General features: G+C 49.6%; 17 protein-coding genes and 1 pseudogene. 8 read left to right on the top strand and 10 right to left on the bottom strand.

Features of this window, described 5'->3' with window-relative positions; genetic code table 11:
* Positions 1–84: 84 nt before the first annotated feature.
* The 4 genes from LN737_RS17000 to LN737_RS17015 all read left to right on the top strand — a co-directional run bounded on the left by LN737_RS17000 (position 85) and on the right by LN737_RS17015 (position 7,076).
* Entirely contained in the window at positions 85–792 is a 708-nt protein-coding gene (locus LN737_RS17000; protein WP_405510988.1) for a hypothetical protein, read from the top strand.
* Between the two features lie 37 nt (positions 793–829).
* Complete coding sequence (locus LN737_RS17005) at positions 830–4,273, top strand: VCBS repeat-containing protein (protein ID WP_405510989.1); 3,444 nt, start codon at positions 830–832, stop codon at positions 4,271–4,273.
* A 108-nt stretch (positions 4,274–4,381) separates the two neighbouring features.
* A complete protein-coding gene (locus tag LN737_RS17010; RefSeq protein WP_405510990.1) occupies positions 4,382–5,650 on the top strand; it encodes an McrC family protein in 1,269 nt (422 codons plus the stop codon).
* A 109-nt stretch (positions 5,651–5,759) separates the two neighbouring features.
* Positions 5,760–7,076, top strand: coding sequence for a gluconate:H+ symporter (locus tag LN737_RS17015; protein WP_405510991.1), 1,317 nt, complete (start codon positions 5,760–5,762; stop codon positions 7,074–7,076).
* A gap of 18 nt (positions 7,077–7,094) precedes the next feature.
* Here the strand turns inward: LN737_RS17015 and LN737_RS17020 are convergent, their stop codons facing one another.
* Positions 7,095–7,472, bottom strand: a complete 378-nt coding sequence (locus LN737_RS17020; RefSeq protein ID WP_405510992.1) for an iron chaperone — start codon at positions 7,470–7,472, stop codon at positions 7,095–7,097.
* 56 nt (positions 7,473–7,528) lie between these two features.
* Positions 7,529–8,101 carry a DUF1572 domain-containing protein gene (locus LN737_RS17025; RefSeq protein WP_405510993.1) on the bottom strand — a complete coding sequence of 191 codons (573 nt, stop codon included), beginning with the start codon at positions 8,099–8,101 and terminating at the stop codon, positions 7,529–7,531.
* A gap of 145 nt (positions 8,102–8,246) precedes the next feature.
* On the opposite strand from LN737_RS17025, the gene LN737_RS17030 reads away from it, so the two are divergent.
* The 3 genes from LN737_RS17030 (at position 8,247) to LN737_RS17040 (ending at position 10,887) form a co-directional block, all read left to right on the top strand.
* Entirely contained in the window at positions 8,247–9,125 is an 879-nt protein-coding gene (locus tag LN737_RS17030) for an oxidoreductase (RefSeq protein WP_405510994.1), read from the top strand.
* A 116-nt stretch (positions 9,126–9,241) separates the two neighbouring features.
* Positions 9,242–10,048: an AraC family transcriptional regulator gene (locus tag LN737_RS17035; RefSeq protein WP_405510995.1), complete on the top strand. Its 807-nt coding sequence runs from the start codon at positions 9,242–9,244 to the stop codon at positions 10,046–10,048.
* A gap of 173 nt (positions 10,049–10,221) precedes the next feature.
* Positions 10,222–10,887: an SGNH/GDSL hydrolase family protein gene (locus tag LN737_RS17040; protein ID WP_405510996.1), complete on the top strand. Its 666-nt coding sequence runs from the start codon at positions 10,222–10,224 to the stop codon at positions 10,885–10,887.
* Between the two features lie 71 nt (positions 10,888–10,958).
* On the opposite strand, the gene LN737_RS17045 is transcribed toward LN737_RS17040, so the two are convergent.
* Together LN737_RS17045 and kduI are read right to left on the bottom strand one after the other, a co-directional pair.
* Entirely contained in the window at positions 10,959–11,879 is a 921-nt protein-coding gene (locus LN737_RS17045) for an ROK family protein (protein WP_405510997.1), read from the bottom strand.
* 129 nt (positions 11,880–12,008) lie between these two features.
* The gene (kduI, locus tag LN737_RS17050) at positions 12,009–12,893 is read right to left on the bottom strand and encodes a 5-dehydro-4-deoxy-D-glucuronate isomerase (protein ID WP_405510998.1); all 885 of its coding nucleotides are present in this window, start codon (positions 12,891–12,893) and stop codon (positions 12,009–12,011) included.
* Between the two features lie 206 nt (positions 12,894–13,099).
* Between kduI and LN737_RS17055 the strand changes: the two genes are divergently transcribed.
* Entirely contained in the window at positions 13,100–13,318 is a 219-nt protein-coding gene (locus LN737_RS17055; protein ID WP_405510999.1) for a hypothetical protein, read from the top strand.
* Between the two features lie 166 nt (positions 13,319–13,484).
* Here LN737_RS17055 and LN737_RS17060 read toward each other — a convergent pair whose 3' ends face one another.
* From LN737_RS17060 to LN737_RS17085, 6 genes and pseudogenes are all read right to left on the bottom strand, one after another.
* The gene (locus LN737_RS17060) at positions 13,485–14,357 is read right to left on the bottom strand and encodes an AraC family transcriptional regulator (protein ID WP_405511000.1); all 873 of its coding nucleotides are present in this window, start codon (positions 14,355–14,357) and stop codon (positions 13,485–13,487) included.
* 81 nt (positions 14,358–14,438) lie between these two features.
* A pseudogene (locus tag LN737_RS17065) lies at positions 14,439–15,886 on the bottom strand (DUF1501 domain-containing protein).
* Between the two features lie 65 nt (positions 15,887–15,951).
* A complete protein-coding gene (locus LN737_RS17070) occupies positions 15,952–18,306 on the bottom strand; it encodes a DUF1553 domain-containing protein (RefSeq protein ID WP_405511001.1) in 2,355 nt (784 codons plus the stop codon).
* A complete protein-coding gene (locus LN737_RS17075; protein ID WP_405511002.1) occupies positions 18,287–19,213 on the bottom strand; it encodes a DUF1549 domain-containing protein in 927 nt (308 codons plus the stop codon). The genes LN737_RS17070 and LN737_RS17075 overlap by 20 nt, the downstream gene beginning before the upstream one ends.
* Before the next feature lie 449 nt (positions 19,214–19,662).
* The gene (locus LN737_RS17080; protein WP_405511003.1) at positions 19,663–20,520 is read right to left on the bottom strand and encodes a DUF2490 domain-containing protein; all 858 of its coding nucleotides are present in this window, start codon (positions 20,518–20,520) and stop codon (positions 19,663–19,665) included.
* Between the two features lie 120 nt (positions 20,521–20,640).
* Positions 20,641–22,788 carry a PQQ-binding-like beta-propeller repeat protein gene (locus LN737_RS17085; protein ID WP_405511004.1) on the bottom strand — a complete coding sequence of 716 codons (2,148 nt, stop codon included), beginning with the start codon at positions 22,786–22,788 and terminating at the stop codon, positions 20,641–20,643.
* Positions 22,789–22,873 lie beyond the last annotated feature (85 nt).

Genomic DNA, 22,873 nt, shown 5'->3' on the forward strand with positions numbered 1-22,873 from the left:
TAATCATTTACGTAGTGAGGGAACTAGTGCCAGCGCATATTTGCGTTGGCACTAGTTTTTTGATAACACTTGATTCCGTTTGCCATGAAAGCACCGTTGTTTATCCTTTGCTTCGAGTTGATTGCACGGGGGGCCTGTCTGGCACAATCCCCTGATGTGATTCGGATAAAAGGGGGCGCTGTTAACGATAAAGCCGTTCCGGTTAGCAGCCGCTATCGATATGGTCAGTTTACGGAGGGGAAGATCTTGTATGGAAACGGAGCTACAGCCGTAGCGAGACTTAATTTTAATGTGTTGCTGGGGGAAGTTCATTTCATCGACCCGAATGGCGATACGTTGAGTTTAGCCAGCGAGCCCGTCGTTCGGATGGTTAGCATGGGTCCAAGCGTATTCTGGTTCGACCAGCGGAAAGATTACCTGGAGATTCTGACCGATTACGGGCCCGTTAAACTGGCCGTGAAACATGGACTCAGAATGGCAAAAAATGAAAAGCTGTCGGGTTACGACCAATCGACCGGTACGTCAGCTGTGACAACGTATCAGTTTTATGCGTCGGGTAGTACATCTCTGCGTAAACTCGCCGAGAAAGGGGATCTGGTACTGGTAAAAAGCCGGACTTTTTTTCTAATTGATCAGAATAACCGCGCTTATCCACTCAACAAGACAAATCTGCTAAAATCATTTGCTAAACATCGTGACCAGATATCGGCCTACCTGACAGCCAATGCTGTGGATTTTAGCAAAGAGGAGGATCTGAAAAAACTGCTTCAATACTGCAGTGAATTATTGTAAATTACCCCGTTATTTTCTTTTATCAGTGCGTAGTTTTATGAAGTTGTCTTCGCGTTTTGTTGGTTGTTTTACATGGATTGCAACGGGCTGGCTTTTAGTGAACTGTCAGGGAAACTCCTCCAGCGAGCAGGGTACGTCGGATAGTGGCCCGGCACTTTTTACGTCACTAACACCCGAGCAGACAGGCATTACGTTTGCCAATAACCTGACCGAAGGACTGAACACCAACGTACTGATGTACGAGTATTTTTACAACGGTGGGGGCGTTGCGGTGGGCGATCTGAACGGTGATGGGCTGGAAGATATTTACTTCAGCGGCAACATGGTTCCCAACCAGTTATACCTGAATAAGGGCAACATGAAGTTCATCGACGTAACGGCTCAGGCGGGAGTAGCCGGACGTGAAGGCCCCTGGCGAACGGGTGTGTCGATGGCCGATGTCAATGGCGATGGTCGGCTTGATATGCTAGTCAGTTATTCGGGAAGCCTGCCCCCACAAAAACGAGTTCCTCAACTGTTTATCAATGATGGCCCCGATGCACAGGGCGTTCCGCATTTCTCCGATCAAACAGTACAGTGGGGGCTCGATAAACCCGGTCAAACTACACAGGGCTCCTTTTTTGATTATGACCGCGATGGTGATCTGGATTTGTTTCTGCTGAACCACAATCCGCGCTTGTTGCCCGTACTCGACCCCGGCCCTACGGCTTCGTTGATGAAAGAAGGCAACCCCGAAATTGGCGTCCGCTTGCTCCGTAATATGGGTAATCGGTTTGAAGACGTAACGGAGCGGGCGGGTTTGAGCAGTTCGGTGCTTAGTTATGGACTTGGGCTGGGCATCTCTGACCTGAACAACGACGGCTGGCCTGACTTTTATATTTCCAATGACTACACCATCCCCGACTATCTGTACCTCAACAATCACGATGACCGGGGCAACGGACCTACGTTCACGAATCAATTGCAAACCAGCGTTCGCCATACATCCCATTTTTCGATGGGAAACGACGTAGCGGATGTGAATAACGACGCCCTGCCCGACATTCTGACCCTCGACATGCTGCCGGAAGATAACCGGCGTCAGAAACTGCTCATGGCTCCTGACAACTACGAAAAGTTTAACCTCGCCATCGAGTCAGGGTTTTATTATCAGCACATGCGAAATATGCTGCAATTGAATCAAGGCACGGCGCGTGGAGCTGGGAGCATGGCGCAGGGTAGTTACGGCCCCTCGCCCCATTCTCCCAGCTCCATCCCCCTCTTTTCCGAAACCGGTCAGCTGTCAGGTGTTTCCAATACGGACTGGAGCTGGTCACCCTTACTGGCCGATTACGACAACGATGGCTGGAAAGATTTGTACATAACAAACGGCTACGTTCGTGATTACACGAACCAGGATTTTCTGAAATTCATGACCGATTACATGCAGAATCGACCGACCAATTTCAGTCGGCAGGACGTACTGGACCTCGTGCATAAAATTCCCTCATCGAACGTCATGAACTATATGTTTCGCAATCGGGGAGGAGACTCGGCGGGTGAGGTTACGTTTGCCAATGTGGGTTCGGCCTGGGGGCTTACCCAGGCCTCGAACAGTACGGGTGCAGCCTATGCCGATCTGGATAATGATGGCGATCTGGACCTGATCGTGAATAACACCAATCAGCCTGCTTTTATTTTTCAAAACGAAGCCAGCAAAGAACTCAAGCATCATTACCTGTCGGTTCGGCTTGTGGGTAATGGCCCAAACACACAGGGGGTAGGCGCTAAGGTTACACTTTATAGTGCTGGAAAACAGCAGTTCGTTGAGCAGATGCCGACCCGTGGCTATCAATCGAGCATGTCGCAACGGCTGCATTTTGGCTTAGGTACAAAAGCGGGTATTGATTCGCTACGTATCGTTTGGCCAACCGGCAAAGAACAGCTACTCACCAACGTAAAAGCCGATCAACTTCTGGCCGTTCAGGAAAAAGACGCCCGCTCAACGTACCGGGCTCCGATGGCTGCTAAACCCTTTTTTGAAGAAATTAAAACGCCTGTTTCGTTCACTGATCCAGTCAACAAAACCAACGATTTTAAGCGACAGACCTTGTTGGTGAATGCACAGTCGTTCGTTGGCCCCTGTCTGGCAAAGGCGGATGTCAACGGCGATGGCCGTGAGGATGTGTATGCTGGTGGCGGAAATGGCCAGGCTGGGACGTTGTTTATACAGCAAACCGGTAATCAGTTCAGTAAACGGACTCAGGCTGCTTTCGATACGGACAAAGCCAGTACAGATGCCGACGCGATTTTCTTTGATGCTAACGCCGATGGCTTCCCGGATCTTTACGTTTGCAGTGGCGGTTATAACGATTTTCAGCCGGATGATGCCCGCTTGCAGGACCGCCTGTACCTAAATGACGGGAAAGGTAATTTTACCAAAAGCCCGGATGCCTTACCTGCCATGCGTAGCAGCAAAAGTTGCGTTCGGGTAAACGATGTCAATGGCGATGGTAAGCCCGATCTGTTTGTTGGTGGCCGGGTTATACCAGGTCGTTACCCGGAAACACCCCAAAGCTATCTGCTGGTAAATGACGGTAAAGGTCATTTCACAGACCAGACAAGCCGGTTGGCTCCTATGCTGGCGCGAATAGGTATGGTAACCGATGCCGCCTGGGTAGACCTTAATGCCGACCGAAAAGCGGAATTGGTTATCGTTGGGGAGTGGATGCCGGTTACCGTCCTGAGTCTGACAAATGGCAGCCTGACCGATCAGACAAAAACGTATTTCGAGAAAGAGTACCGGGGCTGGTGGAACAAATTACTGGTGGATGACCTGAACGGCGATGGTCGGCCTGATCTGCTCGTGGGCAATCAAGGCTTAAATACACAGTGCCGCGCCAACGACAAAGAACCCGCTGAGTTGATTTACAAGGACTTCGATAAGAACGGCAAAATCGACCCGATTCTTTGCCTTTATGTACAAGGCAAGAGCTACCCCCACGCCACCCGCGATGAGATACTCGAACAGGTGGGTATGTTACGGCATCGGTTCATTAATTATGACAGTTATTCCAACGCTACGCTGACCGACGTATTCAAAGAGGAGGAATTAGCCGACGCGTCGAAACTGACGGCCAATGAACTGAAAACAATGTACTTTGCCAACTCCACTTCGGGTAAATTCATTGACAAACCCTTGCCAACGGCCGCCCAGATTTCACCTGTTTTCACCATTACGTCTCTTGATTTCAACAAGGATGGCCATAAAGATCTGTTACTTTGTGGCAATACGTCGCAGGTTCGCCTGCGCTTTGGCCGGGCAGATGCCAATTACGGGGTATTGTTACGGGGCGATGGAAAAGGAAATTTTGAGGCAGTACGTCAGCAACAATCCGGTTTCCAACTCGTCGGCGACGTTCGCAGTGTTTTACCCATTGGCAATACGTTATTATTTGGTATCAACCAGCAGCCTATAAGAGCGTATCAACCTAAAGATTAGTCAGTAGTCATTGGTGATTTCGCTTCGCTGTCATTGGTCATCAGTACCAGCAGTCAATGACTAATGACCAATGACTAACCTCCAATGACTACTGACTATTGACCGTTTATGACGTATTCTGTTTCGGAAAATGGCCTGATTGGTAGTGATCAGCAGTGGCCCGAACCACCGGCAGACGGTATTCTTGTGCCGGATGAGGTGTTTCAGCAGTTGCGCCGGTTTGCGTTTGAATACGAGCAGGCCGATGTGTTGTTGACGTATACGGTGCAAAAAGGACGGGAGCTGATTCGGATTCGAAACTACGTCGGGTTGTTGCCGCTTTCGGGGCGGACGTATTTTGAAATTCTACCTAAAATCGAACCTCCCACCAACCCCCGGTCCCTGTTGCTTACCATGCTCCGGCACGTACGGAACAGCCCATTCCGAACCCTTACGACAGCCCATACAAGTGCCACACCATTGCCACTGTGGGACGTTTTTGTACGAGCGTTTCTGGATACAGTAGAGCCGCTGATTCAACAGGGGATTCAACGGGCTTACGTATCGGTTGAGAAGAACGAACAGTTCTGGAAAGGGAAGTTTCAGGTAGCTCGTCAACAACGTGAAAACGCCTGCCATGCCGAGCGTTTGGCCGTCGTTTACGATAGTTTGACGGCTAACGTACCGCCTAATCGTATCCTGAAAACAACGCTGGTCTCGCTGACCCGACAAACGAAAAACGTATCAAATCAACGTCGATTGCAGCAGTTTCTGGCCGTGCTGGACGAGGTACCTGTTTCTGAATCCGTACCGAATGATCTGCAGGCCAGTCGTCGGACCAGCCGTTTATTCGCTCGGTATGAACCAGCCCTGCGTTGGGCTGAAGCCTTGCTGAACGGGCAAAGCCTGGGCGTAAAGGATGGGGCCGTTGCGAGTTTGTCCCTATTGTTTCTGATGGAGCGAGTCTTTGAGGAGTACGTAGCAACTGGTATACGGACGTACTGGCCCGAAGCTGGTGAGGTAACCATTCAGGAGTCGTCAGCGCATTTGGTAGACGAGCACGTTGGTTCGCCAAAGTTTAAGCTCCGACCGGATATTCTGATTCGGCATGAAGACAAAATGCTCGTTCTGGATACGAAGTGGAAGCAGGTCAACGGTCAGGACAAAACGGGTAATTATGGCATCGAGCAAGCCGACCTGTATCAGCTTTATGCTTACGGTAAAAAGTATGCGGCCAATGACCTGTTTTTGGTCTATCCGGCCAATAAAACGTTCCGTCAGCCACTGGATGTATTTGGGTATGACGCGACTACCCGGCTGCACGTAGTGCCGTTTGACTTGTCCAATTCACTGGCGAAGGAAGTAGAAAAATTGGCGACCTACGCTTTCTCGTTTTAAACGTAGCGAAAATCGGGAAAACGTATCGTACGAAAAAGACTGTCTCGGGTGTATATTATTTCGCCGAATTTCATTACGTTTCCTTCTTTAATTCGTTTACCGTACCACCATGCCCCTTGTACTGACCCTGATTGGCATTCTGACGCTTGTCGTTTTAGTCGCTTTTGTTCGTTTAGATACCTTTATTTCATTCGTTATCGTTTCGCTCGGCATTGGATTGGCGTCGGGAATGGATATTGTCGCGGTTGGAAAATCAATTCAGGCGGGTATTGGTGGAACCCTCGGTGACCTGGTACTCATCATTGGCTTTGGGGCCATGCTCGGTCGATTAGTGGCCGAAAGCGGGGCTGCCCGCCGTGTCACCAACGTACTGATCGGTTGGTTCGGAATCAAAAACATTCGATGGGGACTGGCGCTGGCGGGCTTTGTCATTGGCATACCGCTGTTTTACAATGCTGCTTTTATCATCGTTGTTCCGCTAATTTTCACTATTGCCGCTTCGTCTGGTTTGCCCCTGATGTCGGTGGCGGTTCCGATGCTGTCGGCTTTGTCGGTCGCACACGGGTACTTGCCTCCGCATCCATCGCCCTCGGCCGTAGCGGGCCAGCTTAATGCCGATATTGGTCAGACATTGCTCTATGGCATCATCGTAGCTATTCCGGCGATTATCATTGCTGGTCCGGTTTTTGGCCGAACGCTTACAAACATCAAGGCAACGCCCAACCGCGAATTATTCAACATTCGGCAGGTGCCCGACGAAAATTTGCCGGGTGCGGGCATCAGCTTTTTTGTGGCGCTACTCCCGGTGCTGCTCCTGACAACCTTCGGCCCTCTTAAAAATGCGATGGTAGGCGAGTCACCGCTAAAAACGATTGTTACGTTACTGGCTGAACCTTATATCGGCATGTTGCTGTCGGTGCTGGTAGCCATGTATACGCTGGGAATCCGGCAGGGACAGACCATGAAAGCCATTACCAAAGATCTTGAAGAGGCTGTAAAAGCTGTAGCGCCGATCCTGCTGGTCATTGCCGGTGCGGGGGCTCTCAAGCAGGTTTTCAGCGATAGTGGCACCAGTAAATACATCGGCAGTTTGCTGGCCGATGCCGCCATTCCACCTTTGTTGTTAGGGTGGGGTATTGCCGCTTTTATACGGGTTTGCGTAGGTTCCGCTACTGTAGCTGGTCTGACAACGGTGGGTATTATCATGCCCCTCTTGCAATCGCAGGCCATCAAGCCCGAACTGATGGTGCTGGCCATTGGCTCAGGCAGCCTGATGTTTTCCCACATCAACGATGGCGGCTTCTGGCTCTTCAAAGAATATTTCAACCTAAGCATCGGACAAACCATTCGGACCTGGTCGCTGATGGAAACGATTGTGTCGATAGTTGGCCTGTTTGGTGTACTGGCGCTGAATTTAGTCGTCTAGCGAACAGAATGCCGGGTTCTATTTTATCTTCTTTGGCTGTTCCCGATTTTGCTGAACTCGGTATTCAACGATTCGACTCACCAGGTCCAGAGGAAGTGGTTTATCCAGCGGAAACTGTACTGACCCTTTGGCTCCTTTGTACAACGATAATTCGTTCTCGAAAGCCGCGATACCTGATGGCGTCGGGTACAGACCGATGTGGTTTTTGAAAGCCGCAAAATGAATCAGATTGCCGTTTAGCGTAAAGGTTGGCATTTGGTATTTAATGGCTTCCTTCGCGTCAGGGGCAGCCTTTTTTATCGTTGCTCTCAAGCCTTCCAGCATGTCCTGTATTAGTTTCGGAAACGCGGCAATGTATTCATCGATCGTGGCTGGTTTACTGATGTCGGATGTCATAAAGAGTTTCGGGTTTAAGGGTGTTTGTCTACAGTCAAAACGGTGCTGACCGAATTTTATACTTTTTTGTCATCCAGAAATTCGTCCGTAAAATGTTTCTTTGACCTGGGCTGGGCAAATTTGTCGTCGTTGTAGGTTTTTGACGTTCCTCTGGGAATGGAGAGGGATACCCAGGTATCATCACAAATCATTTTTCCGAGAAAGACGATCTGACCGACATGGTACGGATAGTGCGCCAACTGCCGGTTAATGGCTTCGGTTACGGTATGGCCCATATTTCGGATGTAAATCAACGTACCGAGGTCAGCTTCCGTCAATGTGTCTAAAGCCGAAAACAGACAGGTCCAGCCTTCATTCCATTTATCAAGAAGCTCCTGCCGTGTCTGTATATCGTTGTCAAATTCAGCTTCCCGATCGCGCCATTCTTTCTCACCATCGGAGGTTAAAAAATCTGTCCAGCGGGATAACATATTGCCCCACAGGTGTTTTACGATAGCCGCGATACTGTTGCTTTCGGGGTTGTATTGCCAGAAAAGTTTTTCGTCAGGTACCTGATCGAACGTTTTTTCGCCAAGCATTTTATAATACTCGAATTGTTTGCGGGCACTCGCCAAATAATCAGTTGCCATTGCCGTACATATTTATTGGATTATGTGATGAAATTTTAGCCGGAGGGTCAGGCTAGTGAGCGTTTCAACAAACTAACTTTGAGCGTTCCAACAAAGTTGACCGCTGGAATACTGCCGAATTTTGTCAAAAATAAATGTACAAAAAATGGCAAAGGTTTGGTTTATCACAGGAAGTTCACGCGGGCTTGGAAGGAGCCTGACGGAAGCGGTTCTTGCAACCGGCGACAACGTAGCAGCTACCGCTCGTACCCCCGACCAATTAAACGATCTGGTTGAACGATACCCGGATCAGTTGTATCCTCTGCAACTGGACGTAACACACATAGCGCAGATAAAATCGGCAGTTTCACTGGCCATTGAGCGATTTGGCCGGATCGACGTACTGGTAAACAATGCGGGATTTGGTATTACGGGCGCTGCAGAAGCGTACACGGATGAGCAGGTGCGGAGCCAGCTGGAAACGAACCTGTATGCTCCTATCGAAGTAACTCGGGTGGTGCTGCCTTACATGCGTAAACAACGTTCGGGCCGTATTTTACAGATCAGTTCAATTGGCGGTCGGGTAGGAAATCCGGGTTTATCCATTTATCAGGCTGCCAAATTTGGTCTGGGCGGATTTTCCGAAGCTTTGGCCAAAGAAGTGGCGCCATTAGGCATACGCGTTACGTCAGTCGAGCCGGGTGGTTTCCGTACGGATTGGGCAGGATCATCCATGACCTACGCGCCTGAAGTAGACGGGTACGAATCGACTGTTGATTGGGTTATCAACCATTTGAAAGGCGACAATTTTGTTCCGGTGGGCGATCCGGCCAAAGCTGCAAAGGCAATGATCGAGCTGGTTAATCATCCAGAACCACCCGTACATCTGGTACTCGGTAGCGAAGCGGTTGGTTTACTGAAACAGGCGAATGCAATACGGCAGGCGGAGTTTGATAAATGGTTGCCGGTAAGTACGTCGACAGATCATGATGAAGCGACCAACTTCCTTGATTCAGAAATTGGAAAAACCCTCGCCAACATGTAAATCAATTCGGTTTGGCCCGGATTCAGCTAACGGCTGTCAAGTTGATCGTTTTCGTTGGCAGTATGGTTGTATACTTTTAATACCAGCCCTGCTGTTGACTTTTATATAGTTGTGTTATGACGCTGCTTCAGGAAGAGAAAAAGTTGCCGCAGATAGCGTACTCCTGCTATTACGCCCGTAGCCGGGAAGGCGAACAATTTGTACCGGAACACATTCTAACGTATCAGATTGCGGGTACCTTCATCATGAATGATGGGAACAAAGAATACATGTTCAAGGAAGGGGACATTCGATTTTATAAGCGAAACCATCTGGTCAAGTTTACGAAAATACCCCCCGAACATGGCGAATTTGAATCCCTGAGCATTTACCTAGATCAGTCAACGCTACGTGATTTTAGTCTGGAATACGGTTATAAAGCGGAAAAACATCAGGAAGGGGATACCATCATCTCGCTAAAGCCCGACCCGCTTTATAAAAGCTACATGGATTCGTTGAAGCCTTATCAGCAACTGATGCAGCCAGGCAACGAACAGCTTCTATCCCTGAAATTGCGGGAAGCCATTCTGATCCTCCTGAAAGTAAATCCTGAACTGAAGGACGTACTGTTTGATTTTTCGGAACCCGGAAAAATTGATCTGGAAGCGTTTATGAATAAACACTTTCACTTCAACGTCGAACTCAAGCGCTTTGCGTATTTAACCGGCCGAAGTCTCGCTACGTTCAAGCGAGACTTCGAGAAGATATTCCATCGGTCACCGAGTCGTTGGTTACAACAAAGACGCTTGCAGGAAGCTTATTATCTGATCAAAGAGCGGGGAAAAGCTCCTTCGGATGTATATCTGGAATTAGGGTTTGAAGACCTGTCGCATTTCTCGTTTGCGTTTAAGAAAGCCTACGGCGTAGCGCCTTCAAAAATTTAATCAAATAGTAAAGTTAATGGCGATAAATAGTGGGGGCAGGTTTGAGAACCTGCCCCCACTATTTATCGCCAGCTTTGAATCTGATACGTTCTGCGGGGCCAAATTGCCTAAATTTACCTGCCTGACAACACCTGCTTTGGGTAAATTCATTCTAAGCGCTTCTTTACCGATTTATGAAAACAATTGTCCGACTCTCAGTTCTTGTTCTACTGGCCGGTATGCTGGCTATGTCGGCTGCCAAGCCCACTCGCGTAATATTCTTCGGGGATTCAATCACACAGGCAGGGGTTAATCCCGGCGGCTATATCGACCGTTTGAAGAAAGTGCTCCCTGCCGACCATTTCGAACTTATCGGGGCTGGCATTGGGGGAAACAAAATCTACGATTTGTTCCTGCGCATGGACGAGGACGTACTGGCCAAACAACCCGACGTTGTGGTTATCTGGGTGGGCGTCAATGACGTATGGCACAAAGCCACGTCTGGTACGGGTACTGATCCCGATAAGTTTATTAAATTTTATAACGCCGTTATCAAGAAGCTACAGGCGGCTAATATTAAAGTAGTTCTGTGTACACCAGCTGCCATTGGCGAAAAAACTGATATGACCAACCAGCAGGATGGCGACCTGAATCAGTACAGTAAATTTATCCGGGATATTGCCCAAACCCAGAACCTGCCATTGGTGGATTTGCGAAAAGCGTTTCTGGAGTATGATCTTCAAAACAATGCCGAAAACAAAGATCGTGGCGTACTAACAACCGACCGGGTTCACCTGAATGATGCGGGGAATCAGTTTGTCGCTGATCAGATGCAGAAAGTGCTCACAACGGCGAAATAACCGATACGTAACAGACGTCAACTGATCAACATCCCGAAAGGACAAACCTTTCGGGATGTACTGTTAGAAGGCTACAGTAGAGCCGCACCAAACACCCCGGCGCTGTCACCCAGTTTTGGTTTTAGAAACAGCGTACTAAGCCGTCCATTGTTGAATACGTATTTTTTGGCTCGTTCTACGCCTTCTGTATACAGCAGATCGACATTGCCTACACCGCCACCCAACACAATAGCATCCGGATCAAGCATGTTCACGATAGTGGATACTGCCCGTCCGAAATTCTCCAGCAATCGCTCAACCGTAGTGGAAGCATACGGGTCGATGCCCTGATGATAACGGTCCAGGATTTCTTTCAGATTCCGACTTTCGCCACTTTGTTCGTGATAGAATCGTTGCAGAGCCGGGCCAGAAATCACCTGTTCGTTGCAGCCGCGGTTACCGCAATAGCAGGGGTAGCCGTTTTCTTCCAGAATATTATGGCCCCATTCGCCACCAACGCCCTGACGTCCGGCCTGCACAACGGGTACACCATCGTTGCCGCGAAAAATGACGCCACCTCCCACACCCGTCCCCATGATGACCCCAAAAATCATACGGTAGTCGGGAATAATGTCCTGAACAATGCCCATGGTCGCTTCTGACAGGGCAAAACAGTTCGCATCGTTCGTGGTCGTAACGGGCACACCAAGTGTGCGGGCGAGATCATCGCGAAACGGTCTTCCGTTGATGCACACAATGTTTGAGTTTTTCATCGTACCCGTTTCCGGATCGAGTGTGCCGGGTGTACAAAATCCGATTTTTGCAGGCTGAATCCCCGTTTCGGCTTTAAGCTGTTCAATGAGTTTATGAATCTGGTTTACGATATGCTCATAGCCAAACTGCGACTCCGTATCAATACGTTTGCGAATAATGACCGCATCGGGCGAGGGGGCGCTCAACACAACGCCTTCAATCTTGGTGCCGCCTAAATCGACACCCCAATAGGTTTGCATTCAGTAAGGGTTGATGATTAAAGTTTAACGATCGAGTTGGATAGAGTTAGTGGTGTCCGTGGTGTCAGGTTCGAAAACCTGACACCACGGACACCACTAACTCTATCCAACAATATAAAACGTACTTGGTTAACGCAGCTCCGTAATGGGGCAAAAATCCATATCGCTATAGTCGAGGTTTTCGCCCGCCATACCCCAGATGAACGTGTAGTTCGACGTACCGACTCCCGAGTGAATCGACCAGTTTGGCGAAATGACCGCCTGTTCGTTCTGCATCCAGATATGGCGGGTCTCCTGCGGTTGACCCATAAAATGACACACACTCTGGCCCTGCGGCACTTCAAAATAAAAGTACACCTCCATGCGACGGTCATGAGTGTGGGCAGGCATGGTATTCCAGACACTCCCCGCTTTCAGCTCGGTCATGCCCATCTGCAACTGGCAGGTTGGCAATACGCTGTTGACCAGTAATTTGTTGATAGTCCGGTGGTTGGCGGTTTCCAGGCTCCCCAGTTCCACAACTTCGGCATCGGCCCGCGCTACTTTCCGGCTTGGATAGCTGTGCGTAGCTGGGGTGGAATTCAGGTAAAACTTGGCTGGATTTCCTTCGTCGTGTGAGCTAAACTGAACGTCCTGAGTTCCCTGACCAACGTAAAGGGCTTCCTTGTATTCAAGATCGTAAGAAATTCCGCCTGCCGTAACTCGACCCGGTCCGCCAACATTAATAATGCCTAGCTCGCGACGTTCGAGAAAATAAGCCGCTTTTAGCTGGTCAGGCGCTTGTAACGTAATAGGCCCGGCTATTGGCACAGCCCCTCCGGTTAAATAGCGGTCGAAGAAGGAGAGTACCCAGCGGACCTGATCGGCAACGAATAATTTTTCGATGAGAAAATTTTGGCGAAGCTGGTCGGTAGTCATGCCTTTCACTTCCGTGGGTGACGTAGCATAACGACTCTCAAAGGCCATTTTCTGATCGGTAAGGCCGGTCGCGGGCGTAGTAAGTTCAGTTTGCATATGCGTATTGATAGACGGCTCCTGGTTTTAAGCTCATTTCAGGCGGAAAGATAGCCATCAAATAGGAGCAAAGATGACTTTGATAACCGTAAATTCTTTTCAGAAAGTGTAGTTTCAGTTGGAAATGAGAGTGAAAGAACGGGTAGTACTCGTAATAATATAGATTATTTTTTGCCCATGCTGCGCTGGCTCAACGAGGGAAACTCATGCAGCAGATGTTCAAGCAAAAATTCAAAAAGAACGCAGCCCCAACGACGGGGCCATCATCAGATTACAGCTACCTAAACTATCGGGTAGCGTCGCCCTATAAGCCTGATCTATCCGACAGTATACCCGCCTTCCTGAGAACGAAGAAACGGTATACAACCGCCAATGTGTTTTTTCGACTATGTTCGCAACGGTCATTCATATGGAAGCAGACGTAATAGCCCCAGCCGAGACGCCCTAACGAAACCCGCTATCGATAAACCCCCTTTGCCGGGTTTAAGGGATTCGCTTTCTGTTAGCCGCACAGTCTGACAAAATTCAATACTATTTTTCAACGCATGAATTAGTGAATTAAATAGCTGAAATTGAGAAAACTGCATTCCGTTACATATGCCATATCGTTTCCCGATACGTACCGGGAGGAATCCCAAACCGACGTTTGAACAGGCGGGAAAAATAGTAGATACTCGGAATGCCTACCGTTTCGGCCACCTTCTTGAGCGGCATAGAGGAGGTCATCATCAGCAACTGCGCCCGCTCCAGACGTTTGTTGATGATATAGTCCATTGGTCGGATTCCGACAATACTCAGAAACAGCCGGGAAAAATAATCTGGATTTAAGTGAATACTGCCTGCCAGTTGTTCAACCGTTAATTTTTCATGCAGGTGACGGTCAATGTGTTGCAGAACCGAGGCCAGTTGATGAAACCCTCGTGCCCGTTGCTGGTCCAGATCGCTTTCGGCGCTTAAGAAACGGGAAAAGAGTTGGAGCAGCATTCCCTGTGTTTCGACGTACTGACTTACGGACTGATTGACTCTCGACTGGTTAAAGCTTAGCACTTCGGGCCGGTTGTCGTAGGTTTTAGGGTCTATTTCGGTAATCGTACGCCCTGGATTCTGCGCTAAAAGACGCTCCATCAGGCTGTAATCAAGTGTCTGGGCTTCTGTCTCGTACACCATTGACTTTAGGTCGTACACGGACAAGCCCTCCTGCATTTCGTCGAAGAAACTAATGTAATACTGTTCCAGAAACTGGTCGCAGTGGTAACGGCTGTATGTAAAACTTGGGATCAGGTACAGATAGCCGGGTTTTAACAGGAACTTTTGCCCATTGTGAAAAACCCAGCCTTCGCCAGCCGTAATCAGGTACAAACGCGAGAATGGGCTAATTACCTTGTCGAATTGCCAGCGCGCATCGAGCTGTATGAAGCCAATGTGCAATAAACTCAGTCGCAGACTTTTGATAATATCGAACATGACTACCGGCGTTTATGGAAGTCGGATTATTACAAAAGGATCGGCTGAGCATTTACTAATGAACATGTTTACTCGACGCGGTTAGGCCAGAATACCCTTTACAAGTTTCCCCTCTACGTCGGTCAGCCGGAAGCGCCGTCCCTGAAAATCGAAAGTTAGCTTTTCGTGATCAATGCCCATCAGGTGCAATAAGGTGGCCTGAAAATCATGAACATGCACAGGGTTGTGGGCAATGTTGTAGCCAAACTCATCGGTCTCGCCATACGTAATACCGGGTTTAATACCTCCTCCAGCCATCCACATGGTAAAGCAGCGTGGATGATGATCTCGCCCGTAGTTGTCTTTCGTAAGTTTACCCTGGGAGTAGTTTGTCCGGCCAAATTCACCCCCCAGATCACCACTGTATCATCGAGCAGGCCGCGCTGTTTGAGATCCTGCACCAAAGCCGCTGAGGGTTGATCAGTGGCTTTACATTGGCGGGCTAGGCCTTTAGGAAGGTCGCCGTGCTGGTCCCATCCCTGATGATAAAGTTGAACGAATTTTACGTCGCGTTCCAGCAAGCGCCGGGCCATCAGGCAGTTAGCTGCAAACGTACCGGGGTTACGTGCTTCAGGGCCGTATAAATCAAAAACCCAGTCTGGCTCGTCGGATAGGTCGTTGACTTCGGGTACGGAAGTTTGCATGCGAAACGCCATTTCATACTGGGCAATATGGTTTGCTACCTCCGGATCACCGTAAATTTCTTCCTGAGCCTGATTCAGTTCGTTCAGCGCATCGAGCATAGATCGTCGGTCTGCGCTAGAATAGCCCGAAGGGTTGTTAAGGTACAGAACCGGGTCGGCGCCGGAGCGAAACTGCACGCCCTGATGCCGGGAAGGCAGGAATCCATTTCCCCACAGCCGGGCATAAAGAGGCTGATCCTGTGGCGCATTTTTTGAAACCAGTACGATAAACGCCGGTAAATTCTCGTTGGCCGTACCAAGTCCATAACTGATCCAGGAGCCAATACTGGGGCGTCCGGCCAGTTGGTTTCCCGTCTGAAAAAACGTGAGCGCCGGGTCGTGGTTGATTTGCTCCGTAAACATGGATTTAATGAAGCACAATTCATCGGCTACCTTACTCGTATAGGGCATCAGTTCACTCACCCAGGCACCGCTTTTTCCATACTGTGCAAACTGATAGGGTGACCGAACCAGCGGCAGCGACGATTGCTGGGCGCTCATGCTGGTCAAACGTTGCCCTTTCCGAACGGATTCGGGTAAGTCTTTCCCGTGCATCTTATCCAGAAAGGGTTTATAATCGAACAGTTCCAATTGAGAAGGCCCCCCGCTTTGACATAAATACACAATCCGCTTGGCTTTGGGCGCCCGATTGGGCGCCTGCAGGGTAGGCGCTGGGGCCGGGTTCGAGAAGAGGTTTTGCGGCAAGAGCGATCCCAGCGCCAGCGACCCCAAACCGATGGATGCTTTTGTCAGAAACGACCGCCGGTTAAACGTATCGGCAAGGTGTTGCTTGAGTTTGTCGTTCATAGTAACCGTTGTCTGGCGAGTAGAGCCTCGCCCTGTTTTCTATCGATGAGTTTTCTCCTTACCACTCAATGCTTTGTTACAAATGCTTCCGAGTTCATAACCGTACTGGCTACAATGGCTCCGGCCGACAGGGCAGCCCTATCTGTCTGGGTTCTTATCTGATACTCGCCCGCAGAAAGCCAGCCCTTCATTTTTGTGGGATTTTTACGGAATTTCTGGTACTCCTGATCATATAGCCTACTCAATATAGCGAGCTCTTTCGAACTGGGTTTTCGACTGGTCAACAGACGAAAGACCTGTATTAATCGGCTCTGTAGATCTGGAAACTGAGCAAACGATCGCTCAGCAACGACTTTAGCGGCTTCAACAAATTGCGGATCGTTGAGCAGAATCAGTGCCTGCAGGGGCGTACTGGTTTTTTGTCGCTGCACCACGCAATAGCTACGAGAGGGCGCATCGAACGTATTCATCGATGGGGGAGGATTCGTCCGGCGCCAGAACGTATACAGGCTCCGTCTGTAGAGACTTTCGCCTTTATCCTGCTCATAAACCGTGTTATTAACGGCCCATAAACCCTCAGGCTGATAGGGCTTTACGCTCGGTCCGCCCAATCTGGGTGATAGCAAACCGCTGGCGGCAAGGGCATTATCCCGAATCATCTCCGCCGTAAGCCGAACCATTGGTCCCCGCGAAAGCCACGTGTTTTCCGGGTCTTTTTGTAGCCCTGCTTTCGTTACGTGGGATGACTGGCGATACGTTGCCGACATCACAATCAGCTTTTGCATGGCCTTAACGTTCCAGCCTGATTCTCTGAAATTGACGGCCAGCCAGTCGAGCAGTTCGGGGTGGGAAGGAATACTGCCCTGGTTGCCAAAGTTGTTGGATGACTTTTGAAGACCCGTGCCAAAATAGGTTTGCCAATACCGATTGACCGCAACACGAGCCGTCAGTGGATTGTCGGGGTGAAGTAGCCACCTGGCTAAGCCCAACCGGTTACGCGGAAATTCGGGGTAGAATGGTAAAATGGTGGCCGGTACGTCAGGGCGGACCCGTTCGCCGTGGGCATCATACACCCCCCGCTTGAGCAGGTACGCAGGACGGGGCGTTTTCATTTCTTCCATCACCATTATTTCCGGAATATCCTCGGCGATGCGGTTTCGTTCTGTCCGCAGCTTCTCCAGTTCACTGAGCTGTTGCTGGTAAGGCGCCGAAACCGACGCCAGATAATACGAAAACAGCGTTTTTGCGTCGATCAACGTATTAACGACTGGCTTGTTATTTTTCTCTGAAACAGCCAATTCCGTTACCTCGGGCGGGGTTAACTCACGATTGTAAACGACCAGTTCGTCGACCAGCCCGTTTTTGAATCCTGCGCCCCGCATGTCGGCACCAACCTGCAATCCCGGCTGATCTTTACCTATATGTTTTCCCTGTGGCCAGATAATGTCTTTGTAGAGATTATCTTTTTCGGTAACCATCGCTACCGGTTTGCCGTCCAGATACAGTTTTAATCCATTAGCCTTACTCGACCCGTCGTAGGTCATGGTCAGTTGAATCCATTGCTGGGTGGGGAGCAATTGCTGACTTAGCCTGACGATACTGTTGTAAGGCCAGGTGTGGGCCATGAGCAATTCTGCTTTGCCATCCCGAATAGTCAGAAAATAGCCGCGGAAATTGTACAGAATGTCGCCCTGCCCTTTATGTAGAATAACTCCCTTCTTAAAATCTTTGGGAATGTTTACCCAAACGCCAATAGAGAAAGGCTGAGCCCGGTGGAAAATTCCAACCTTGCCCAGATTCAGAATGTCGTCGCCATTGGAGCGAAACGCCTGCCCGAATTTTCCGGGTGCCAGTATTGGGTCCACCACCGTCCCTTTATCACTGGCTGACACATCGCTGATAAACTGCCCATTAACGAGCTTGTCGAACGTAAAACGCGCCTGAAGTCCTTTTTTTGCGTCAAACGTTACGTTATTTCCCTGGTGGACTTGCCATTCGCGAAACGATTTCTGTTCCGCCAATTTGATTTGATTCAGCGAACGCTCTACCTTTTTGATGCGGGTATCGATAAAAGCCAGCAGGCTGTCCTGCTTCTTTTCCGAGAGCAACATGGTCGGCACAGGCATGGCATCGTCCCAGGAGATTTGCCCAACTTCATCAACATTATTGAAAAAGGCGAACAGGCTATAGTAATCCTTTTGTGAAATCGGATCGAATTTGTGGTCATGACATCGGGCGCATTCTACCGTCATGCCGAGCATAGCCGTACCAAGCGTATTTGTCCGGTCGGCAACGTATTCTACCCGAAACTCTTCGTTGATTATACCCCCTTCCATGTTCTGCGAGTGATTCCGGTTGAACCCCGTAGCTAGTCGTTGTTCACGAGAGGCTGGGTCGTTGTTACGGGGGGAGTAGGTCACCCGCCAGTTGCCAGGTAAGAAACTGGCTAAATGGTTGATTTCGGTTGAAGGCGCGGATAACCCAGTCGCGCCAGGGCCACATGGGCCGATAGCGGTCCACAGTGTACCCGTGTGTATCGGCGTAACGAGCTAGATCCAGCCAGTCGACCGCCATTTTTTCTCCATAATGGGGCGATTGTAACAAGCGATTAACTACCTTCTCATACGCACCAGGCGACATATCGGCCAGAAAGGCATCTGTTTCGGCAAGTGTGGGTGGTAAGCCCGTCAGATCGAGCGATACCCGACGTAACAGCGTTTCTTTACCGGCTTCCGGCGATGGCTTTAATCCTTTCTCCTCCAGTTTTTGAAGCACGTAATAATCGATCGGATTTCTGGCCCAGTGGGTGTCATGTACCGCAGGGAGGGACGATTTTTTGGGTTTAATCAGCGCCCAATGGGGTTTGTATTCTGCGCCCTGCTCTATCCACTTGATGAGAACGGCTTTTTCGTAATTCGACAGCACACGATTGGATGCCTTGGGCGGCATCATGTCATGCTCGTCGGTGGTAATGATCCGGTGGTATACCTCACTGCCGGCCAAATCGCCCGGAACAATAGCGTGTTTGCCTTTCGCTTTTTTCAGCGCAGCCAGGGCACCCTCGCGCGTCGCCAGTTCCAGCCCGGCTTTCTGACTGTTTTTGTCGGGGCCATGACAGAAAAAACATTTATCGGACAGAATGGGCTTTACGTGCAGGTTGTAATCGACCGTTTCAGGAAGCTGGTCGGCCAGTTGAGCAATGGCTGCCGGTTTTTCTACACGCCTGCAGCTTTGCAGCAGAAGAAAGGCAAACAAAAATAGGACGCTAGTCAGCCGAAAGCCCAATCGGCCTGTTTTCAATCCTGTTAGTTCCAAAGAGGACTTCATCAATTGTTAATCAATTGTCTGATAGAGAGCAAAAGTAGGATTTAAACAAGCGAATCGAAATACACAAATAAGAGGTTGTTTTGCACAAATCCGACTATATGCCTAAGCGGTAAATCGACAATTGCAGAAACCCCCTTTTTATTAGTAACTAATAAAATGGTAAGTCACTGCTTGTCAAATTTTTCTTATCTGGCAAAAACGTTTGTAAAATCTTTCAGCAGCTATATACGTTTAATAAATTGATTGCCAACTCAATAGATTTAGTAGTATTTATTGCGTTTAATTTCGTTTAAGCAATTGGCGAATAAACTATCCACCCATGTCGAAGAAACAGATACGCCTTGGACCCTGGACTATAATCTTAGCAACAGCGTTCTTACTTACACTGTTACTTATCGGTTTCCTACTTGGCCTGCTCTAATGTATGAGCTTGTCAACTGATCGTTAAGTCAGCGTGTAAAGTCTAAGTCATAGCGTACATTCAATCGAAATCCATGATTGATCTCAAAAACAGGCTTACCGGTTGGCTGGTCTATTTCGGGATGCTGTGAGATTTGATTGAGGTAATTGAGTTCAAGGGAAAATGAGTCCCGAATTTGATACCCGAAGCCAGCCGAAATTCTATTTTGATTAAATACGTTCTGTTCAACGTTTCGGCCAAAGCCGATAAACAGCTCGTCGAAAAAGTTAAGATAAACTTCTCCGTCGTCAATAGTTGGCCCTTTCAGGGGAATTTCGCCAGAAACCTGGTAACGGACCCGATGCTGGTATTCCCAATCGACAATCTGCCGGGGATTGCCGTCGGCGCCAGTTCCAAGCCACCGCTGTTCGAGCCTGACCCGATGCGTCAATTTCAGGATTCCAATTTTGTCACTTAGCTGAATATCTTCGTAAATTCTGCTTTCAATTGTGGGTACGCCAGCATCTGCAACCGGGTAATCACCGTAGGGGTACGTTGTGAAAAACGTATAACCACCACCGAACTTAACCCGGTCTGATAATGTATAAACGGCCCCGAGCCTTGCCAATGACTGTTGCCAGGAACGTATCAAATCGACTCGTCGCCATTGGTATTCGGTATGAACAGCCCAGTGATGGCTTAATTTATGATCACCCGTATAGACGTACCAGCCAATTGCGTTTCGGTCGATGATTCGGTTTTGCTGGGCGAAGCCAGTAGCTGAAAGCAGCAGAAAAAAAATCAGGAAGCGAAACGGCATCGGCGCGTTGAGAACGTATACATCAATAAGCCGTTTGCCGCCCGATTGGTTTGAAATCAGTACCCTCCGCTTCCGGAATAAACCCACTGCCTATTACACCCGAATTTCTGATACGTCGAAAATTTACCAGATTATGACTTTGGTTAGTACGTTCATACGTTCGCTGTCTCAAAGGATGAGAACCCTACCAGGAGAGATTCCTCAAACTCAGGGAAGCGCAAACGCTACGTATTGATTTCCCTTTTTTACGCCTAGTTTGCCGCCACCACAGGCAATCACGACGTACTGTTTGCCGCCGATCTGATACGTAGCAGGGGTAGCAAAACCGGCTGCCGGCAGATCCGTTTCCCAAAGTAGCGTTCCGGTTTTCTTGTCGAATGCCCGAAATTTCTCGTCGCGGGAACCGCCAATAAACAGCAGGCCGCTGGCCGTTACAACAGGGCCACCGTAGTTTTCTGTACCCGTATTGGTAATGCCTTTGGCTTTCAGGGCTTTTTCTTCGCCCAATGGAATTTTCCAGAGGTAGTCGCCTGTATTCAGATTGATCGCATTCAATGTTCCCCAGGGCGGCTTAATAGCTGGATATCCTCTGCTATCCTGAAACTTGATATACCCGGTTATTTTATAAGGTAAATAAGGCCGTTTCGTTTTCGGCTTAGCGGCTGCACTACCCGGTGCTTCCTGCTTTTCATCGTCAAAGAGGAAAGCGAGAAGCGCATTTTTTTCGTCGGCAGAAAGTGCCGTAAAACCGGGCATCATCCCACGTCCATTGCTAACCGTTTGCATGACGTACTGGCGATCGCGTCGTTGGCCGATGTTTATCAAGGAAGGGTAGCCGCTACGTGGATTGCCTTTGCGCTCGGGGCCGTGGCAGCTGATGCAATTTTGCGTATAAACCCGCTGACCGGGGCTTAAATGGGCGAGTTCATCCTGTTTGGGCGTATCGACCAGTTTATACATCCAGGGAATGTCGTTGGCATTAACGTACAGAATCCCATCCGGGTCAGCGGCTGCACCACCCCATTCGGCTCCCCCATCGGTTCCCGGAATCATCAGCGCCCAGCCCTTATCGGTCATTGGTTCGTATGGCCGTGTACCCGCCTTACGGAACATGGCCTGCAGCGAGTCCCGGTCAACGGAATTTGGGTTGATGTCAGCCTCGGTCATACTCTGCCGAACGAAAGGCGCAGGCTTTTGCGGAACCGGTTGGGTAGGCCAGGTGGCTTCGCCCGGCATGGTTGATTTAGGTATAGCTACTTCCTTAACTGGGAACAGTGGTTTACCGGTAACGCGATCAAAAACAAATACGTAGCCGGTTTTGGTAACCTGGGCGACAGCGTCAATTTTTTTGCCGTTTTGGGTAACGGTCACCAGATTGGGTGGTGCTGGAAAATCGCGATCCCAGAGGTCGTGGTGAACGGCCTGGAAATGCCAAAGCCGCTTGCCGGTTCGGACGTTGAGAGCCAGTAAACAATTGGCAAACAGGTTCTGGCCCTTGCGATTGCCGCCATAGAAATCGTAGGAGGGTGAACCCGTTGGTACGTATAGAATGCCACGCGCCCGGTCGACTGACATTCCTGACCAGTTATTAGCGCCACCCACATCGAAATTTTTGTAGGCTTCTTTGGGCCAGGTTTCGTAGCCGTACTCACCCGGATGCGGAATGGTATGGAACGTCCAGATCAGCTTGCCCGTCCGAACGTTGAAAGCGCGAATGTATCCCGGTGCCGCATCGGCTTCCTCCGACAGACGAACGGGCATAATAATCAAATCCTCAAATATTGTACCGGGTGTATTAGAAATCACGAACTTATCTTTTGCCTGTACGCCCAGCCCCTCGTGCAGGTCGATGTGCCCATCTTGCCCAAAATCAGGAATTGGCTTTCCGGTTTTAGCATCCAGAGCGTACAAATGGGGCCCCACCGAGTGTAGAATCCGGGGAGCATCCGTTGTGTTTTCACCGGGTTTAGGAGCCCAGTAAGTTACGCCCCGGCTCGTGTTGGCGCCTGCTTTACGGGATTCACCAAATCGCCAGATTTCCTTACCGGTTGCGGCATCAAGCGCAAACGCCTGTACGGCCGGTGTAACCCCGTAAAGAACACCATCGATAATAATGGGGCTCGTCTGAATCTGACCGCTGTCGGGTGTTGAGTAGCGCCAGGCGACTTGCAGGTTCTTTACGTTGCCGGGGTTAATCAGCGTCAGTGCCGAGTAGTGATTCCGGTCGGGACCGCCCAGATATTCGCCCCAGTTTGTATTGTCATTGGGCTTGTCATCTGTCTGATTCTGGCTCAGCCGCGACCAGCCAAAGGTCAGGATCGCCAATGCCATAACTGGCAAAAGAATACGTTTCATGAGGTAAGGGGTAGTATAGCAAATCTACTGCAAAAGTCGGAAGGATACCTATTGGCAACGGTCAGCCTAAAGTAGCGGATTGATT

The sequence above is a fragment of the Spirosoma sp. KNUC1025 genome (assembly GCF_045160025.1).
Taxonomy (GTDB): domain Bacteria; phylum Bacteroidota; class Bacteroidia; order Cytophagales; family Spirosomataceae; genus Spirosoma.